Origin of the sequence: Streptomyces sp. NPDC085900, from assembly GCF_044540925.1 — a bacterium.
Classification (GTDB): Bacteria; Actinomycetota; Actinomycetes; order Streptomycetales; family Streptomycetaceae; genus Streptomyces; species Streptomyces gilvifuscus.
Genome location: NZ_JBITSP010000013.1, coordinates 1 through 13,186, shown reverse-complemented (window position 1 = coordinate 13,186; position 13,186 = coordinate 1). Strand labels below are relative to the sequence as shown.

Sequence of the window (13,186 nt, the reverse complement as noted above, 5' to 3'; positions counted from 1 at the left end):
AGGTTCGAGGCCAGACCCTAGTGACCTACTCGTGATCAGTTCAAATCCTCAGGAGCAAAATCTCGTCACGGCATGCATTCTTTACACACAACTCACATGCAGTGATGCGCGGTTGACACTACGTTGCGTGACGATACCGCCAATTCGGTCATTGAGCCCGCAACTTCGACCTTCAGGACAGCCGCCGCAGAAGCATGGCAGACGCGACCGGCCGGGCGCCCGCCCGGGCCACCCCGTCGGCGACCTCCCGGTCGGTGGAGGCGACGATGACCGGCCGCCCCGGCGGCTCGGCGCGCACCAGCTGCCGGATCAACTCGTCGGCCGTGACGCCCGGTTTGGAGAACAGCACCCGCACGCCCCGCGGTGGCGCGAGCAGCACCGGAGCGGCCAGCTCGGCCCCGTCGAAGACGCAGGTGACCTCGGCGCCGGTCTGCGCGGCGAGCTGGGAGAGCTGCCCCAGCAGCCTCAGGCGCTGCTTCTCCAGCGGCATCTGGGGATAGCCGGTCTTGGTCACGTTGTAGCCGTCGACCACCAAGTGCGCCTGCGGCAGGGCCAGCAGCTGGTCGAGAACGGCCGGATCGTGCTCGGACAGGGCGCGCGCGGCGATGTCCTTCGGGGTCATTCGTCCCGGTTCGACCGCATCCACGGTTTCCGCGGGTCTCACGGACACCGGAGGCAGGGCCAGTTCACGCCTGAGACCCTGCGCCGCGTCCAGAACGGTGTCCAGAAGCAGACGGACGCGCATGTCCTCGACACTGCGCCCCTCCCGCGCTGCTTTGCGCGTGGCCTCCAGGGCGGCCTCCGCCTCCCCGAGTCGCGCCTTGAGCCGCCGGCTCTCGGTCTCGGCGAGGGACACCTGCGCCTGCCCCTCGGAGCGCACGGCCTCGATCTCGCCCTGGACCTTGCGCAGGGCGGCCTCGCCGCGCTTGACGTCACTGAGGGCGGCGCGCAGCTTGCGGTGAAGCGATTCCGCTTCCTTCTTGGCGGCCTCCAGCTCCAGGCGCAGCCGCTCGGTCTCGGCGCGCGTCTGATCGCGGGCGGCGGCGAGCTCCTCGCGCAGCCGCTCGAGCTCGGCGCGGCTCTCCTCGTCGGCGCGCTCGGCGTCGGCCCGCTGGGCCTCCTCGCCGGCCGCGGTCACCAGCTTCACCCAGCCCGTGGGGCGCAGAACATAGGCCGCGGCCGCCACGTCGAGCGGATCCGCGGCCGGGGGCGGCGAGCCGGAGTCGAGGGCGCCGGAGAGCTCCGGCTGGGCCTCTCTCAGCTTCTCCCCGATGCGCTGCCGGAACAGCGGATCGGTCTCCAGCGCGGCCGCCATGGCGTTGCCCGCGAACTTGGTCCGCCGGTTCGGGGCGAACCGGGCGTACTGCCTGAGCTGGGCGGGCAGTTCCGCGACGGTCAGCCCGCCGAACCCGTCGGAGACGATCTGTACGACTCTGCGGCGCACCCCGTCGGGCAGCGGACGGTCGAGCACCTCGGCGGCGCCGTCCCCCGGCCCCCCGCCTTGTGTCTCCACCATCCGTCACACCCCATCACCTGTACGGGCCGCTCCCGTCAGGAGTCGGCGCCCGGCCTGTCCACGAGTTCCACCTGATCCACGGCGTTGCACCAGCGGCAGCGGACCGACTCGATGGTCTCACTGACCACCTCGCGCTCCTCGACCTTCGGCTCACCGGCGAGGTCGAGGTGGACGTACTCGACGACCTTCGACGAGCGGGTCACGTCGAAGCGCGTGAGGTTGCCGCAGAGGGTGCAGCGCCACCGCGTCGTGGCGGTCGGCAGGGGAACCGTCATCGTGACTGTGCTCTTCCTTCTAGTGTCCGTGACGCGCCAGTTTCCCTGGAGCGTGTGGCCGTAACCCTACGGCCTGGCGGCAACCTGCCGCTGGTCCGTCCACGGCGGCGAGGCGGTCTGGGCGGCTGCGTCCTGTTACGTCATGCTCTGTGTTCATGATCGGCACCTGGAGCGCGACCGTCAGCAGATCGATCCGGCGTCCCTCGGCGCCCGTGACATACGCGCTGATCGCGCTGTGCTGCCTGGTCTTCGTGACCGGTCCGGCGGCGGGGCTGAATCCCGCCTACGGCTCCGGCGACGCGCTGCTCGCCGCACAGCGCGCCTATTTCCACCGCTGGGGCGTGGTGCCCGCCGAGCTCTTCGCGGGCTCTCCCCGGGCCGCCCTGACCCCCGCTACGGCCCTCTTCGTCCACGGCAGCTGGGTGCACCTGCTGGGCAACATGCTCTTCCTGTTCGTCTTCGGAGTGATGACCGAGGAACGCATGGGCCGCGTGCGGTTCACCGTCTTCTACGTCGGCTGCGGCTACCTGGCCCTGCTGGGGTACGCGGCGGCCAATTCCGCGTCCGGGCAGTCGCTGGTCGGCGCGTCCGGGGCGGTCTCAGCGGTCCTGGGCGCCTTTCTGTACCTCTTCCCCGGGGCCAGGGTCACAAGTCTGCTCCCGTTCCTCTTCTTCCTCCCGCTGCGCTTCCCCGCGTGGGTCGTGCTGCCGTTCTGGGCGAGCCTGCAGTGGCTGGCGGCGGGGCGGGCGCCGGAGGGGCCGGGGGTGGCCTACCTGGCCCACCTGGTGGGCTTCGGGCTGGGCTTCGTCTGCGCGTGGGCGGGTTTCCGCCGTACGACTAAAGTGAAGGCCGCCCCAGCTCCGGCACCCGAGGGAGAGAACCAGCCGTGATCACCGCGATCGTCCTGATCAAGACCAGTGTGGACCGGATCCCCGAGATCGCGGAGCGGATCGCCGCGCTGGACTCCGTCAGCGAGGTCTTCTCCGTGACCGGTACCTACGACCTGATCGCGATGGTGCGGGTGCGGCGGCACGAGGACCTGGCGGAGGTCATCCCGGGTTCGATCAGCAAGATCCCCGGCGTCGAGGCCACGGACACGCATGTCGCGTTCCGCACCTACTCCCAGCACGACCTGGAGGCGGCGTTCGCGATCGGTCTCGACTCCTGAGCGCCGCCTCCTGACCCCGTCCGGTCAGACCGCCGGCACGCAGCGGCCGTCCTCAGTCCGGTAGGTCCACTTCGCGCCGGCGCTCACCAGCTCCTTCACGGCGCCGACGAAGCGCTCGACGTGCTCGTCCGGGGTGCCCGCGCCGAAGCTGACCCGAATCGCGTTCAGGGACTTCTCGCCCGGCGCGGCCTCGGGGGCGCCGCACTCGCCCTGGGTCTGCGGGTCGGAGCCGAGCAGGGTGCGGACCAGCGGGTGGGCGCAGAAGAGGCCGTCGCGGACGCCGATGCCGTACTCGGCGGAGAGGGCGGCGGCGAAGTGGGAGCTGTTCCAGCCCTCGACGACGAAGGAGATGACGCCGACCCGGTCGGCGTCGTCGCCGAAGAGGGACAGCACCTTCACCTGCGGGACCTCGGCCAGCCCCGCACGCACCTTGCCGATCAGGTACCGCTCGCGGGCCACCAGGGTGTCGAAGCCGGCCTCCGTGAGGGCCTTGCAGGCCGACGCGACGGCGTAGGCGCCGATGACGTTCGGGGAGCCGGCCTCGTGGCGGGCCGCGCTCTCGTGCCACTCCACGTCCACTCCCCCGTCCTCGCGGCGGGTGACCTTGCGGCTGGCGCCGCCGCCCGCGAGGTAGGGGTCGGCCGCACGCAGCCAGTCGGCGCGGCCGGCCAGGACCCCGGCCCCGAAGGGGGCGTACAGCTTGTGGCCGGAGAAGGCGACCCAGTCGACGTCCAGGTCACGGACGGAGACGGGGTGGTGCGGGGCGAGCTGGGCGGCGTCCAGGACGATCCGGGCGCCGTGCGCGTGGGCCGCCGAGGCCAGCTCGCGCACCGGCCACAGCTCGCCGGTGACGTTCGAGGCGCCGGTGACGCAGACCAGGGCCGGGCCGTGGGGGTCGCGCTCGGCGAGGGCGCGCTCCAGGGTCGCCACGGCCTGTGCCGGGGTGCGCGGGGCGTCGAGGTAGGTGACCGAGGCGTCCTGCCAGGGCAGCAGGCTCGCGTGGTGCTCGGTCTCGAAGACGAAGACCTGGCAGCCGGCGGGCAGGGCGCGGGCGAGGAGGTTGAGGGAGTCCGTCGTCGAGCGGGTGAAGACCAGCTGGTCGTCCGCGCGGCAGTCGAGGAACTCGGCGACCGTCGTGCGGGCGTTCTCGAAGAGGTCGGTGGACAGCTGGGAGAGGTAGCCGGCACCGCGGTGGACGCTGCCGTAGTACGGGGCGTAGGCCGCGACGTCGTCCCAGACGCGCTGCAGGGCGGGCGCGCTGGCCGCGTAGTCGAGCGCCGCGTAGGTCACCTCGCCACCGGTGACGAGCGGGACGGTGACATCCCTGCCCAGAACGGGCAGAGGGGCACAAACGGTCTGGGCGGAGGCAGCGGTGGAGACAGACATGGGGAACTCCCGTGAAAGGGCGCGCGCGTGCGGGCCGGAAAGAGAAAAGGGGTGCGCGGAGGCGGGGCTCTGCGGCCCTATCGCATTCGCTTGCTCACGGAAGACTCCTCGACGACCAGGATCCCCGGCTCGTGAGGGATCCGCGCTTGCCGCAGACCTCGCTGCCTACGGCCTGGTCTTCACCCGGGGCACCCCGCCACGGACGGAGGGTTGCCGGACAGTCGGCCGGGGCCTCATGACTGTCACTCATGACCTGGTACAGGAACGTACGTGAAGTGATCGCGGTCCCGCAACCCGCGTCCGGATGACGGGACCGCGCTCGACGCACTCCCTACGCGTTGCTGGCCGCCACCCAGCGCTCCAGCGCCCGCTTGGCCGCACCGGAGTCGATGGACTCGGCGGCCTTCGCCATGCCGGCCCTCAACTGGTCGGCCAGGGAGGCCTCCGTCGGCTCGAGGGCCACCAGGGCGGCCGCCGAGTTCAGCAGGACGGCGTCCCGCACGGGGCCCGTCTCGCCGTCCAGGAGCCGCCGGGCGACCTCCGCGTTGTACGACGGGTCCCCGCCCCGCAGCGCCTCCACCGGCACCAGGTCGAGGCCGACGTCACGGGGGTCGAAGGACTCCTCGGTGACCTTGCCGTCCCGGACGATCCAGACGCGCGAGGTGGCCGTCGTCGTCAGCTCGTCGAGGCCGTCGTCGCCACGGAAGACCAGGGAGGAGTTGCCACGCTCGGCGAAGACGCCGGCCACGATCGGCGCCATGCGCGGATCGGCCACACCCACCGCCTGCGCCCGCACCTTCGCGGGGTTGGTCAGCGGGCCGAGCGCGTTGAAGACCGTGCGGATACCCAACTGGCCGCGGGCGGCGCCCACATGACGCAGCGCCGGATGGAACTTGATGGCGAAGCAGAAGGTGATCCCGGCCTCCTGGGCCACCTCGGGAACCCGCTTCACGGGCAGCTCCAGGTTGACGCCCAGCTTCTCCAGGACGTCGGACGCCCCGGAGGCCGAGGAGGCGGCCCGGTTGCCGTGCTTGACCACCCGCGCACCGGTGCCCGCGACGACGATCGACGACATCGTGGAGATGTTCACCGTCTTCGCGCCGTCGCCGCCGGTGCCGACGATGTCCACGGTCGGGCCCGGCACCTCGATGACGTTCGCGTGTTCGTACATCGTGCGGACCAGGCCGTTGATCTCCTCGACCGTCTCGCCCTTGGCCCGCATCGCCACCACGAAGCCGGCGATCTGCGCGTCGGTCGCCTCGCCGCGCATCATGAGGTCCATCGCCCAGGCGGTGTCGTCGGTGGACAGGTCCTTGCCGGTCAGCAGGCCGTTCAGCAGCAGGGGCCAGGAACGGCCCGCCGCGGTGTCGCCTCCAGCGGGGGTCACAGCGCTCATGGGGCCGCTCCTGATGGTCGTAGACGTGTCGTGTACGTAACGCAGTGTGTGCCCCACCCTATCCAGGCCGGGGCACCGCGAAGGGCCCCCGTCCGAAGATCGGACGGGGGCCCTTCGGGTGCGCGTGGCGAGCGCAGCGATCAGTGGTGGCCGTGGCCGCTCGTGATCTCCTTGTACTCCTCGACGGTCGGCTTCGGGATCTGGGACTCCTCGCCGTAGTACGCCTCGCTGAGCTTGGCGCGCAGCTTCTGGGAGCCCTTCACCTTGCGCTCGACGCCGTTCTCGTCGACCGCCGGGCCGAGCTCGAGCGGCTTGTACTGGTCGTGCGCCGTGAGGGTGTGCAGCGCCTCCTGGCTGAGCGGCTCGTGCACCTCGATGAACTCACCGTGCGGCAGGCGCTTGATGATGCCGGACTCGCGACCGTGCAGCACCTTGTCCTTGTCCCGGCGCTGCAGGCCGAGGCAGATCCGCTTGGTGGCGACGAAGGTCAGCACCGGCACGACGAAGAACGCACACCGGACGAACCAGGTGATCGCGTTGATCGACAGGTGGAAGTGCGTGGCCCACAGGTCGTTGCCACCACCGACGAGCAGCACGAAGTACCAGGCGATCCACGCCGCACCGAAGGCGGTACGCGTCGGGGCGTTGCGCGGACGGTCCAGGATGTGGTGCTCCCGGCGGTCGCCGGTGACCCAGGCCTCGATGAACGGGTAGACCGCGATCGAGACCAGGACCAGCGGGAAGATCACCAGCGGGATGAACACGCCCAGGACGAGCGTGTGGCCCCAGAGGTTGATCTCCCAGCCCGGCATCACACGGATCAGGCCCTCGGAGAAGCCCATGTACCAGTCGGGCTGGGCGCCGGTCGACACCTGGTCCGGACGGTAGGGGCCCATGGCCCAGATCGGGTTGATCGAGGCGATCGCCGCGATGGCCGCGATGACGCCGAAGACCAGGAAGAAGAAGCCGCCGGCCTTCGCCATGTACACCGGCAGCAGGGGCATGCCGACGACGTTGTTGTTCGTCTTTCCGGGACCCGCGAACTGCGTGTGCTTGTGGTAGAAGACCAGGATCAGGTGCGCCACCATCAGGCCGAGCATGATGCCCGGCAGCAGCAGGATGTGGATCGAGTAGAAGCGGGCCACGAAGTCGCCGCCCGGGAACTCGCCGCCGAAGAGGAAGAACGACAGGTACGTGCCGACGACCGGCACGGACAGGATCGCGCCCTCCATGAAGCGGACACCGGTGCCGGAGAGCAGGTCGTCCGGGAGCGAGTAACCGGTGAAGCCGGTGAACATGCCCAGGACGAACAGCAGGAAGCCGAACAGCCAGTTGACCTCACGCGGCTTGCGGAACGCGCCGGTGAAGAACACGCGCATCATGTGCACGAACATGCCCGCGAGGAAGATCAGCGCGGCCCAGTGGTGGATCTGCCGGATCAGCAGACCACCGCGCACGTCGAAGGAGATGTGCAGGGTCGAGTTGAACGCCTCGGACATCATCTGGCCCTGCAGCGGGATGTAGCTGCCGTGGTACTCCACCTCGTTCATCGACGGGTGGAAGAACAGCGTCAGGTACACACCCGTGAGGATGATGATGATGAAGCTGTACATGCACACTTCGCCCAACATGAACGACCAGTGGTCGGGGAAGATCTTGCGCATGTTGCTCTTGGCCAGGGAGTAGATCCCCAGACGGCCGTCGGCCCAGTCGGCGACGCGCTCGCCCGCCGGCGCTTTGCCGCGCCGGGCCTCGTTGTTTTGGTTGGTGCTCATCCGCGCTCCCAGAAGGCAGGACCGACGGGCTCCTCGAAGTCGCCGAGCGCTTCGAGGTAACCGTCACTGTTCACGCCGATGCGCAGCTGCGGCAGGGCGTGACCGGCGGGGCCGAAGATCACCCGGGCACCGTCGGAGAGGTCGAAGGTGGACTGGTGGCAGGGGCACAGCACGTGGTGCGTCTGCTGCTCGTACAGGGAGATCGGGCAACCGACGTGGGTGCAGATCTTCGAGTACGCGACGATGCCCTGGTACGACCAGTCGAGCTCCTGCTTGTCCTTGATGTTCTCCGGCTGCAGCCGGACGATCATCAGGGCCGCCTTGGCGATCTCGGTCTGGAAGTTCTCGTCCTTCTCCTCCAGGCCCTCGGGCTTGGCGAAGGTGAGCGAGCCGACCGCGACGTCGGAGGGACGCAGCGGCTCGTTGGTGTTCATGTTGACGAGGAGCTTGCCCTTGGACCAGAGCGTGTGGCGGAGCTTGGTGCCCGGCAGCGGACCGAGGTCGCGCAGCAGCATGACGCCGGAGAGCGGGAACAGGGCCAGCGCGCCGAACATCGTGTTGCGGATCAGCTTGCGACGGCCGAGCGCGGACTCCTTGGCGCCCTGCTTGAAGTCGGCCATGACCTTGGCCTTGACCTCGGGCGAGGCCTCGATCGGGTGCCGCTCGTCGGCGATCTCCACGTCGGACATCAGGGTGCGGGCCCAGTGGACCGCGCCCGCGCCGATCGCGAACAGGGCCAGACCGAGGGTCAGGCCGAGCGCGAAGTTCAGCGCGTTGATGTGGCCGATCGGGAAGACGTAGATGGCCTTGTCGTGCGGGATCGCCACGTAGGAGGCGATGAAGCCGATCGTGGCCAGCATCGAGACCGTGAACAGCATGGCCACCGTGCGCTCGGACCGCCTGGCGGCCCGCTCGTCGATGTCCTGGATCCGGTGCTCGTGGGGCGGCAGACCGGGGTCGGCGAACGGGTCCTTCTCGTCCGCGATGCCTACGGCGCCGTGCGCGTCCTGCTCAGCGGGCAGGTTCTCTTCTGGAATGTCTTGGCTACTCATGACTTCTTGGCCTTTGCGGTCCGAGCGGCGACCCAGACGGCGACCGCGATCAGCGCGCCGAGTCCGAAGATCCAGGCGAACAGGCCCTCGGAGACCGGGCCCAGACCGCCCAGCTCAAGGCCGCCGGGGCTCTCGGTGTCGTCTCCGTTGACCGCGTTCAGGTACGCGATGATGTCCTTCTTGTTCTGCTCCGACAGCGTGGTGTCGGGGAACGACGGCATGTTCTGCGGGCCGGTCTGCATGGCCTCGTAGATGTGCTTCGGCGCGACACCCTCGAGGCTCGGCGCGAACTTGCCGTGCGTGAGCGCACCACCCTTGCCGGTGAAGTTGTGGCACTGCGCGCAGTTGGTGCGGAACAGCTCGCCGCCCTTGGCGATGTCGGCACCGTCGGGGCCGTACTGCGCCTTCGTCGGGACGGACGGGCCGGCGCCCAGGGAGGAGATGTACGCGGCGAGCTGGTCGATCTCGGCCTGCGTGTAGATGACCTTCTTCTTCGGGACCTGCGCGCCCGGCTGCTGGGCCGGCATACGGCCGGTGCCGACCTGGAAGTCGACGGCCGCGGCGCCCACACCCACCAGGCTCGGACCGTCGGTGGTGCCCTGACCGCCGGTTCCGTGGCAGCTTGCGCAGCCCACGGAGTAGAGCTTCTTGCCCTCGTCGATGGCAAGGGACTGGGCGGTGTCATCGGCCTGCGCCTTGCTCGCGGGCGCGAACACGGCGTACAGCCCCCCGGTGCATGCCAGCGCGAGGAGTAGGACGACGAGCGCCGCCAACGGATGGCGTCGTCGTGCGGAGAGCTTTTTCACGGATTACCCCGGTGTCAGGATCTTCTGCGTCGATGCTTTTGGGTTGTGCGCCGCGCGGGCGCACGCGGGACGGGCCCGGCTACTTGATCAGGTAGATCGTGGCGAAGAGGCCGATCCACACGACATCGACGAAGTGCCAGTAGTAGGACACGACGATGGCCGCGGTCGCCTGCTCGTGGGTGAACCTCCTGGCCGCGTAGGTGCGGCCGAGGACGAACAGGAAGGCGATGAGGCCGCCTGTCACGTGCATGCCGTGGAAGCCGGTGGTCAGGTAGAACACCGAGCCGTACGGGTCGGAGGACAGGGAGAGCCCGTCCTTCTTCACCAGCTCCGTGTACTCGTAGATCTGACCGCCGATGAAGATCGCACCCATGACGAAGGTGATGATGAACCAGCCCCGGAGCTTCTTCACGTCCCCGCGCTCGGCGGCGAAGACGCCGAGCTGACAGGTCAGGGAGGAGAGCACCAGGATCGTGGTGTTGGTCGCGGAGAACGGAAGGTTGAGATGGCTCGCCATCTCCTTCCAGTGATCCGGACCGGTCACCGATCGAAGGGTGAAGTACATCGCGAAGAGGGCCGCGAAGAACATCAGCTCGGAACTCAGCCAGATGATGGTTCCGACGCTGGTGAGGTTCGGCCGGTTGACCGACGGGTGCGCGTGCCCGGTTTCTACTGTCGTTGCTGTCGCCACGACCGACATTATGTCGGTCGCTTATCCCGCCCTCACTCCGGGGGGTGCCGTTCGGAGTGTTGCTCCCGTCGATACCGGTGTTGACGTGGTGTTGAACGGAGTAACATCCGCCGCAACGGGCCTTTCCGTACGACGCAGACGTCTCGGAGGAACAATGCAGCCGACCGCCACGGTGCTGGTCTACAGCGACGACTCCAACACTCGCGAGCAGGTTCGGCTGGCGACCGGGCGCAGGCCCGCGCCGGACGTCCCGGTGGTGGAGTTCGTGGAGTGCGCGACCCCGGCCGCCGTCATCACGGAGCTGGACAAGGGCGGCATCGACGTCTGCGTCCTGGACGGCGAGGCCGTGCCGATGGGCGGCATGGGCCTGTGCCGGCAGATCAAGGACGAGGTCTTCGACTGCCCGCCGGTGCTGCTGCTGATCGGCCGGCCGCAGGACGCCTGGCTGGCCACGTGGAGCCGCGCGGACGCGGCGGTGACGCTGCCGGTGGATCCCGTGGAGTTCGCCTCCGCCCTGGCCTCCCTGATGCGCGGCAGGAGCCTTCGGCAGAGCGCGTAGGAAACCGGTCCTCCTCAAACGTTCTCCGGCCGCAGCCGGGCCCGCTCGGCCGGGCTCGGCCCGTCCGGTGTCCCGGCGACCAGCGCGCTGCCCTTGCGCCAGCTCGTCCAGGCCAGGTTCCAGTCGCCGAAGCCGTTGCCGAAGGGCTCCATCGTGTCGCCCTCGGAGTTGACGACCTTGACGACGTCGCCCTCGCGGACGTGGTCGAAGAACCACTCGGCGTTGTCGGTGCTCATGCCGGTGCAGCCGTGGGAGACGTTCGCGTAGCCCTGGGAGCCCACCGACCAGGGGGCGGCGTGCACGTACTCGCCGCTCCAGGTGACGCGCGTGGCGTAGTACACGGGCAGGTCGTAGGAGTCCGCCGAGCCCTCGGCGATGCCCACGGTGGTACCGCGCATACGTACGTACTGTTGCTTCTCCAGCACCACCTTGACGCCGTTGCGGGTGTCGAAGCCGGGCTTGCCGGTGGTGACCGGGATCTGCTTGACCACCTCATCGTTCTTGTAGAACGTCAGGGAGTGCGACGAGGCGTCCGTCACGGCGATGACGCGGTCGCCGATGGTGAGCTTCAGGGGCTTGGACTTCGCGCCCCACAGCCGGTCGCCGATCTTGACGCCGTCGAGGTCGCTCTTGACCGAGACGGTGGCGTGGGCGGGCCAGTAGTCCTTCGGGCGGTAGTGGAGCTCCTTGTCGTCCACCCAGTGCCAGGCGCCCTGCACGGCGGGCACGGAGTCGACCCTGAGGGCCCGTTCGACGACGGCCCGCTGCGCCTTGTCCGCGACCGGCTTGTTCAGCTTGGCGGTGATGGGCTGGCCCACCCCGTACGTGCCCGAGTCGGGTCCGAAGGCGACCGTCAGCCGCTTCTTGGTCGTCGGCCGGCTGGTGTCGAAGGCGAGGACCTTGCGGCCGGGTGCCCCGTCGTCGTCCTCGGTGCTCACGCGGACCGTGTAGTGGGCGTTGGCGGCCAGCGGGGAGGTGCTGTGCCACCGGGTGCCGTCGGCGGAGAGTTCGCCCGTCACATAGCGCCCTGTGGCGTCCACGGCGGTGACGTCGGTGATGCGGCCGTCGCCGTCGGTGGTGACCTCCAGGGGCTTGTCCGGGTCGGCCTTCTTCCGGTCGCCGGAGGGCCCGTTGAAGGAGATCTCGTCCGACGCGTCGTACGGCTTCGAGGTCAGCGGGTTGCCGCCGCTGCCGCAAGCGGTGACGCCCGCGCCGAGGGCGATCACCAGCAGCGTGCAGCTGCAGACGGTGCGGGTGCGCGGAGATGTGTTCATGACCTCGACGCTAGGGAGCGGGGTCGAGCACGGCGCGCCGGGTGAGGCGTACGGGGGAACGGTATTGCTGCAAACGAAGGAGCCCGGACGCTCCTGACGGAGTGTCCGGGCTCCTGACGCGTTCTTCGCGTGCTACTGGGTGCGGTTCTCACCGCGGTAGTACTCGAAGACCCAGCCGTACAGGCCGACCATGATGATCGGCGCCGAGAAGTACAGCAGCCACCAGCCGATCGCGACCGACAGGAAGGCCAGCGCACCGCCCACGCCGAGGGCGAGCGGCTGCCAGCTGTGCGGGCTGAAGAACCCGACCTCGCCGGCGTCGTCCGCGACGTCGGCCTCCTTGTTGTCCTGCGCGCCCACGTCGACCCGCCGGGCCGTGAAGCCCAGGTAGAAGCCGACCATGATGCTCAGACCGAAGGCCAGGAAAAGGGCCGTGGTGCCGGCCGGCTCCTTCGACCACACGCCATAGACGACCGCCATGACGAGCAGGAAGACGCTCAGCCACATGAACATCTTGCCCTGGATCTTCACTTGCCGGCCTCCTTGCCACCAGCCAGAGCCTTCTCACCGTGAGGCGCGTTCTCGAGCTGGTCGAGAGCGGCGATCTCCGGGTGGTGAAGGTCGAACGCCGGGGATTCGCTGCGGATCCGCGGCAGGGTGAGGAAGTTGTGCCGCGGGGGCGGGCAGGACGTCGCCCACTCCAGCGAACGGCCGTAGCCCCACGGGTCGTCGACGCCGACCGGCTTGCCGTACTTGGCGGTCTTCCACACGTTGTAGAGGAACGGCAGGATCGACATGCCGAGCAGGAACGAGCCGATCGTCGAGACCGTGTTCAGGGCGGTGAAGCCGTCGGCCGCCAGGTAGTCGGCGTAACGACGGGGCATGCCCTCCGCGCCCAGCCAGTGCTGCACCAGGAACGTGGTGTGGAAGCCGATGAACAGCGTCCAGAACGTGATCTTGCCGAGGCGCTCGTCGAGCATCTTGCCGGTCATCTTCGGCCACCAGAAGTGGAAGCCGGAGAACATCGCGAAGACGACGGTGCCGAAGACGACGTAGTGGAAGTGCGCCACCACGAAGTACGAGTCGGACACGTGGAAGTCCATCGGCGGCGAGGCCAGGATGACGCCGGTCAGGCCGCCGAAGGTGAAGGTGATGAGGAAGCCGGTCGCCCACAGCATCGGGGTCTCGAAGGACAGGGACCCCTTCCACATCGTGCCGATCCAGTTGAAGAACTTCACACCGGTCGGGACCGCGATGAGGAACGTCATGAACGAGAAGAACGGCAGCA

At 68.9% G+C, this 13,186-nt stretch carries 14 protein-coding genes and 1 riboswitch; of the genes, 3 read left to right on the top strand and 11 right to left on the bottom strand.

Going from position 1 to position 13,186, the window contains the following annotated elements; translation table 11 throughout:
* Positions 1 to 172: 172 nt before the first annotated feature.
* Both ACIGDI_RS34990 and ACIGDI_RS34985 read right to left on the bottom strand, forming a co-directional pair.
* Complete coding sequence (locus ACIGDI_RS34990; protein WP_399905365.1) at positions 173 to 1,516, bottom strand: NYN domain-containing protein; 1,344 nt, start codon at positions 1,514 to 1,516, stop codon at positions 173 to 175.
* 35 nt (positions 1,517 to 1,551) lie between these two features.
* Positions 1,552 to 1,791 carry a hypothetical protein gene (locus ACIGDI_RS34985; protein ID WP_009309707.1) on the bottom strand — a complete coding sequence of 80 codons (240 nt, stop codon included), beginning with the start codon at positions 1,789 to 1,791 and terminating at the stop codon, positions 1,552 to 1,554.
* Positions 1,792 to 1,946: 155 nt separating this feature from the next.
* Here ACIGDI_RS34985 and ACIGDI_RS34980 point away from each other — a divergent pair, with 155 nt between their 5' ends.
* Complete coding sequence (locus ACIGDI_RS34980; RefSeq protein ID WP_399905362.1) at positions 1,947 to 2,681, top strand: rhomboid family intramembrane serine protease; 735 nt, start codon at positions 1,947 to 1,949, stop codon at positions 2,679 to 2,681.
* A complete protein-coding gene (locus ACIGDI_RS34975; protein ID WP_399905359.1) occupies positions 2,678 to 2,959 on the top strand; it encodes an Lrp/AsnC family transcriptional regulator in 282 nt (93 codons plus the stop codon). The genes ACIGDI_RS34980 and ACIGDI_RS34975 overlap by 4 nt, the downstream gene beginning before the upstream one ends.
* A gap of 24 nt (positions 2,960 to 2,983) precedes the next feature.
* On the opposite strand, the gene ACIGDI_RS34970 is transcribed toward ACIGDI_RS34975, so the two are convergent.
* From ACIGDI_RS34970 to ACIGDI_RS34945, 6 genes are all read right to left on the bottom strand, one after another.
* The gene (locus ACIGDI_RS34970; protein WP_399905356.1) at positions 2,984 to 4,345 is read right to left on the bottom strand and encodes an aminotransferase class V-fold PLP-dependent enzyme; all 1,362 of its coding nucleotides are present in this window, start codon (positions 4,343 to 4,345) and stop codon (positions 2,984 to 2,986) included.
* A 137-nt stretch (positions 4,346 to 4,482) separates the two neighbouring features.
* Positions 4,483 to 4,599: riboswitch (SAM riboswitch) on the bottom strand.
* Positions 4,600 to 4,676: 77 nt separating this feature from the next.
* Positions 4,677 to 5,741, bottom strand: a complete 1,065-nt coding sequence (gene trpD / locus ACIGDI_RS34965) for an anthranilate phosphoribosyltransferase (RefSeq protein WP_399905353.1) — start codon at positions 5,739 to 5,741, stop codon at positions 4,677 to 4,679.
* A 140-nt stretch (positions 5,742 to 5,881) separates the two neighbouring features.
* Positions 5,882 to 7,516: a cytochrome bc complex cytochrome b subunit gene (locus ACIGDI_RS34960; RefSeq protein WP_200698920.1), complete on the bottom strand. Its 1,635-nt coding sequence runs from the start codon at positions 7,514 to 7,516 to the stop codon at positions 5,882 to 5,884.
* Entirely contained in the window at positions 7,513 to 8,568 is a 1,056-nt protein-coding gene (locus tag ACIGDI_RS34955) for a ubiquinol-cytochrome c reductase iron-sulfur subunit (protein WP_200698919.1), read from the bottom strand. The genes ACIGDI_RS34960 and ACIGDI_RS34955 overlap by 4 nt, the downstream gene beginning before the upstream one ends.
* Positions 8,565 to 9,374 carry a c-type cytochrome gene (locus tag ACIGDI_RS34950; RefSeq protein ID WP_399905349.1) on the bottom strand — a complete coding sequence of 270 codons (810 nt, stop codon included), beginning with the start codon at positions 9,372 to 9,374 and terminating at the stop codon, positions 8,565 to 8,567. Before ACIGDI_RS34950 ends, ACIGDI_RS34955 begins: the two co-directional genes overlap by 4 nt.
* 79 nt (positions 9,375 to 9,453) lie before the next feature.
* Entirely contained in the window at positions 9,454 to 10,074 is a 621-nt protein-coding gene (locus ACIGDI_RS34945; protein ID WP_200698917.1) for a heme-copper oxidase subunit III, read from the bottom strand.
* 145 nt (positions 10,075 to 10,219) lie between these two features.
* On the opposite strand from ACIGDI_RS34945, the gene ACIGDI_RS34940 reads away from it, so the two are divergent.
* Positions 10,220 to 10,624 (top strand): hypothetical protein, encoded by a 405-nt coding sequence (locus ACIGDI_RS34940; RefSeq protein WP_399905346.1) that lies wholly within the window; start codon positions 10,220 to 10,222, stop codon positions 10,622 to 10,624.
* 14 nt (positions 10,625 to 10,638) lie between these two features.
* Here the strand turns inward: ACIGDI_RS34940 and ACIGDI_RS34935 are convergent, their stop codons facing one another.
* The 3 genes from ACIGDI_RS34935 to ACIGDI_RS34925 form a co-directional block, all read right to left on the bottom strand.
* Entirely contained in the window at positions 10,639 to 11,898 is a 1,260-nt protein-coding gene (locus ACIGDI_RS34935; RefSeq protein ID WP_399905343.1) for an Ig-like domain-containing protein, read from the bottom strand.
* Between the two features lie 132 nt (positions 11,899 to 12,030).
* On the bottom strand, positions 12,031 to 12,429 hold the full coding sequence (locus ACIGDI_RS34930) for a cytochrome c oxidase subunit 4 (RefSeq protein WP_200698914.1): 399 nt from the start codon (positions 12,427 to 12,429) through the stop codon (positions 12,031 to 12,033).
* The coding region (locus ACIGDI_RS34925) for a cbb3-type cytochrome c oxidase subunit I (RefSeq protein ID WP_399905340.1) at positions 12,426 to 13,186 on the bottom strand (761 nt) is incomplete at its 5' end. The genes ACIGDI_RS34930 and ACIGDI_RS34925, both read right to left, overlap by 4 nt.

Excerpts from the sequence above, each read along its gene's own strand:
- ACIGDI_RS34980 (WP_399905362.1), top strand. The coding sequence starts at position 1,947 with ATGATCGGCACCTGGAGCGCGACCGTCAGCAGATCGATCCGGCGTCCC.
- ACIGDI_RS34990 (WP_399905365.1), bottom strand. The coding sequence starts at position 1,516 with ATGGTGGAGACACAAGGCGGGGGGCCGGGGGACGGCGCCGCCGAGGTG.
- ACIGDI_RS34945 (WP_200698917.1), bottom strand. The coding sequence starts at position 10,074 with ATGTCGGTCGTGGCGACAGCAACGACAGTAGAAACCGGGCACGCGCAC.
- ACIGDI_RS34985 (WP_009309707.1), bottom strand. The coding sequence starts at position 1,791 with ATGACGGTTCCCCTGCCGACCGCCACGACGCGGTGGCGCTGCACCCTC.
- ACIGDI_RS34935 (WP_399905343.1), bottom strand. The coding sequence starts at position 11,898 with ATGAACACATCTCCGCGCACCCGCACCGTCTGCAGCTGCACGCTGCTG.
- trpD (WP_399905353.1), bottom strand. The coding sequence starts at position 5,741 with ATGAGCGCTGTGACCCCCGCTGGAGGCGACACCGCGGCGGGCCGTTCC.
- ACIGDI_RS34970 (WP_399905356.1), bottom strand. The coding sequence starts at position 4,345 with ATGTCTGTCTCCACCGCTGCCTCCGCCCAGACCGTTTGTGCCCCTCTG.
- ACIGDI_RS34955 (WP_200698919.1), bottom strand. The coding sequence starts at position 8,568 with ATGAGTAGCCAAGACATTCCAGAAGAGAACCTGCCCGCTGAGCAGGAC.
- ACIGDI_RS34960 (WP_200698920.1), bottom strand. The coding sequence starts at position 7,516 with ATGAGCACCAACCAAAACAACGAGGCCCGGCGCGGCAAAGCGCCGGCG.
- ACIGDI_RS34940 (WP_399905346.1), top strand. The coding sequence starts at position 10,220 with ATGCAGCCGACCGCCACGGTGCTGGTCTACAGCGACGACTCCAACACT.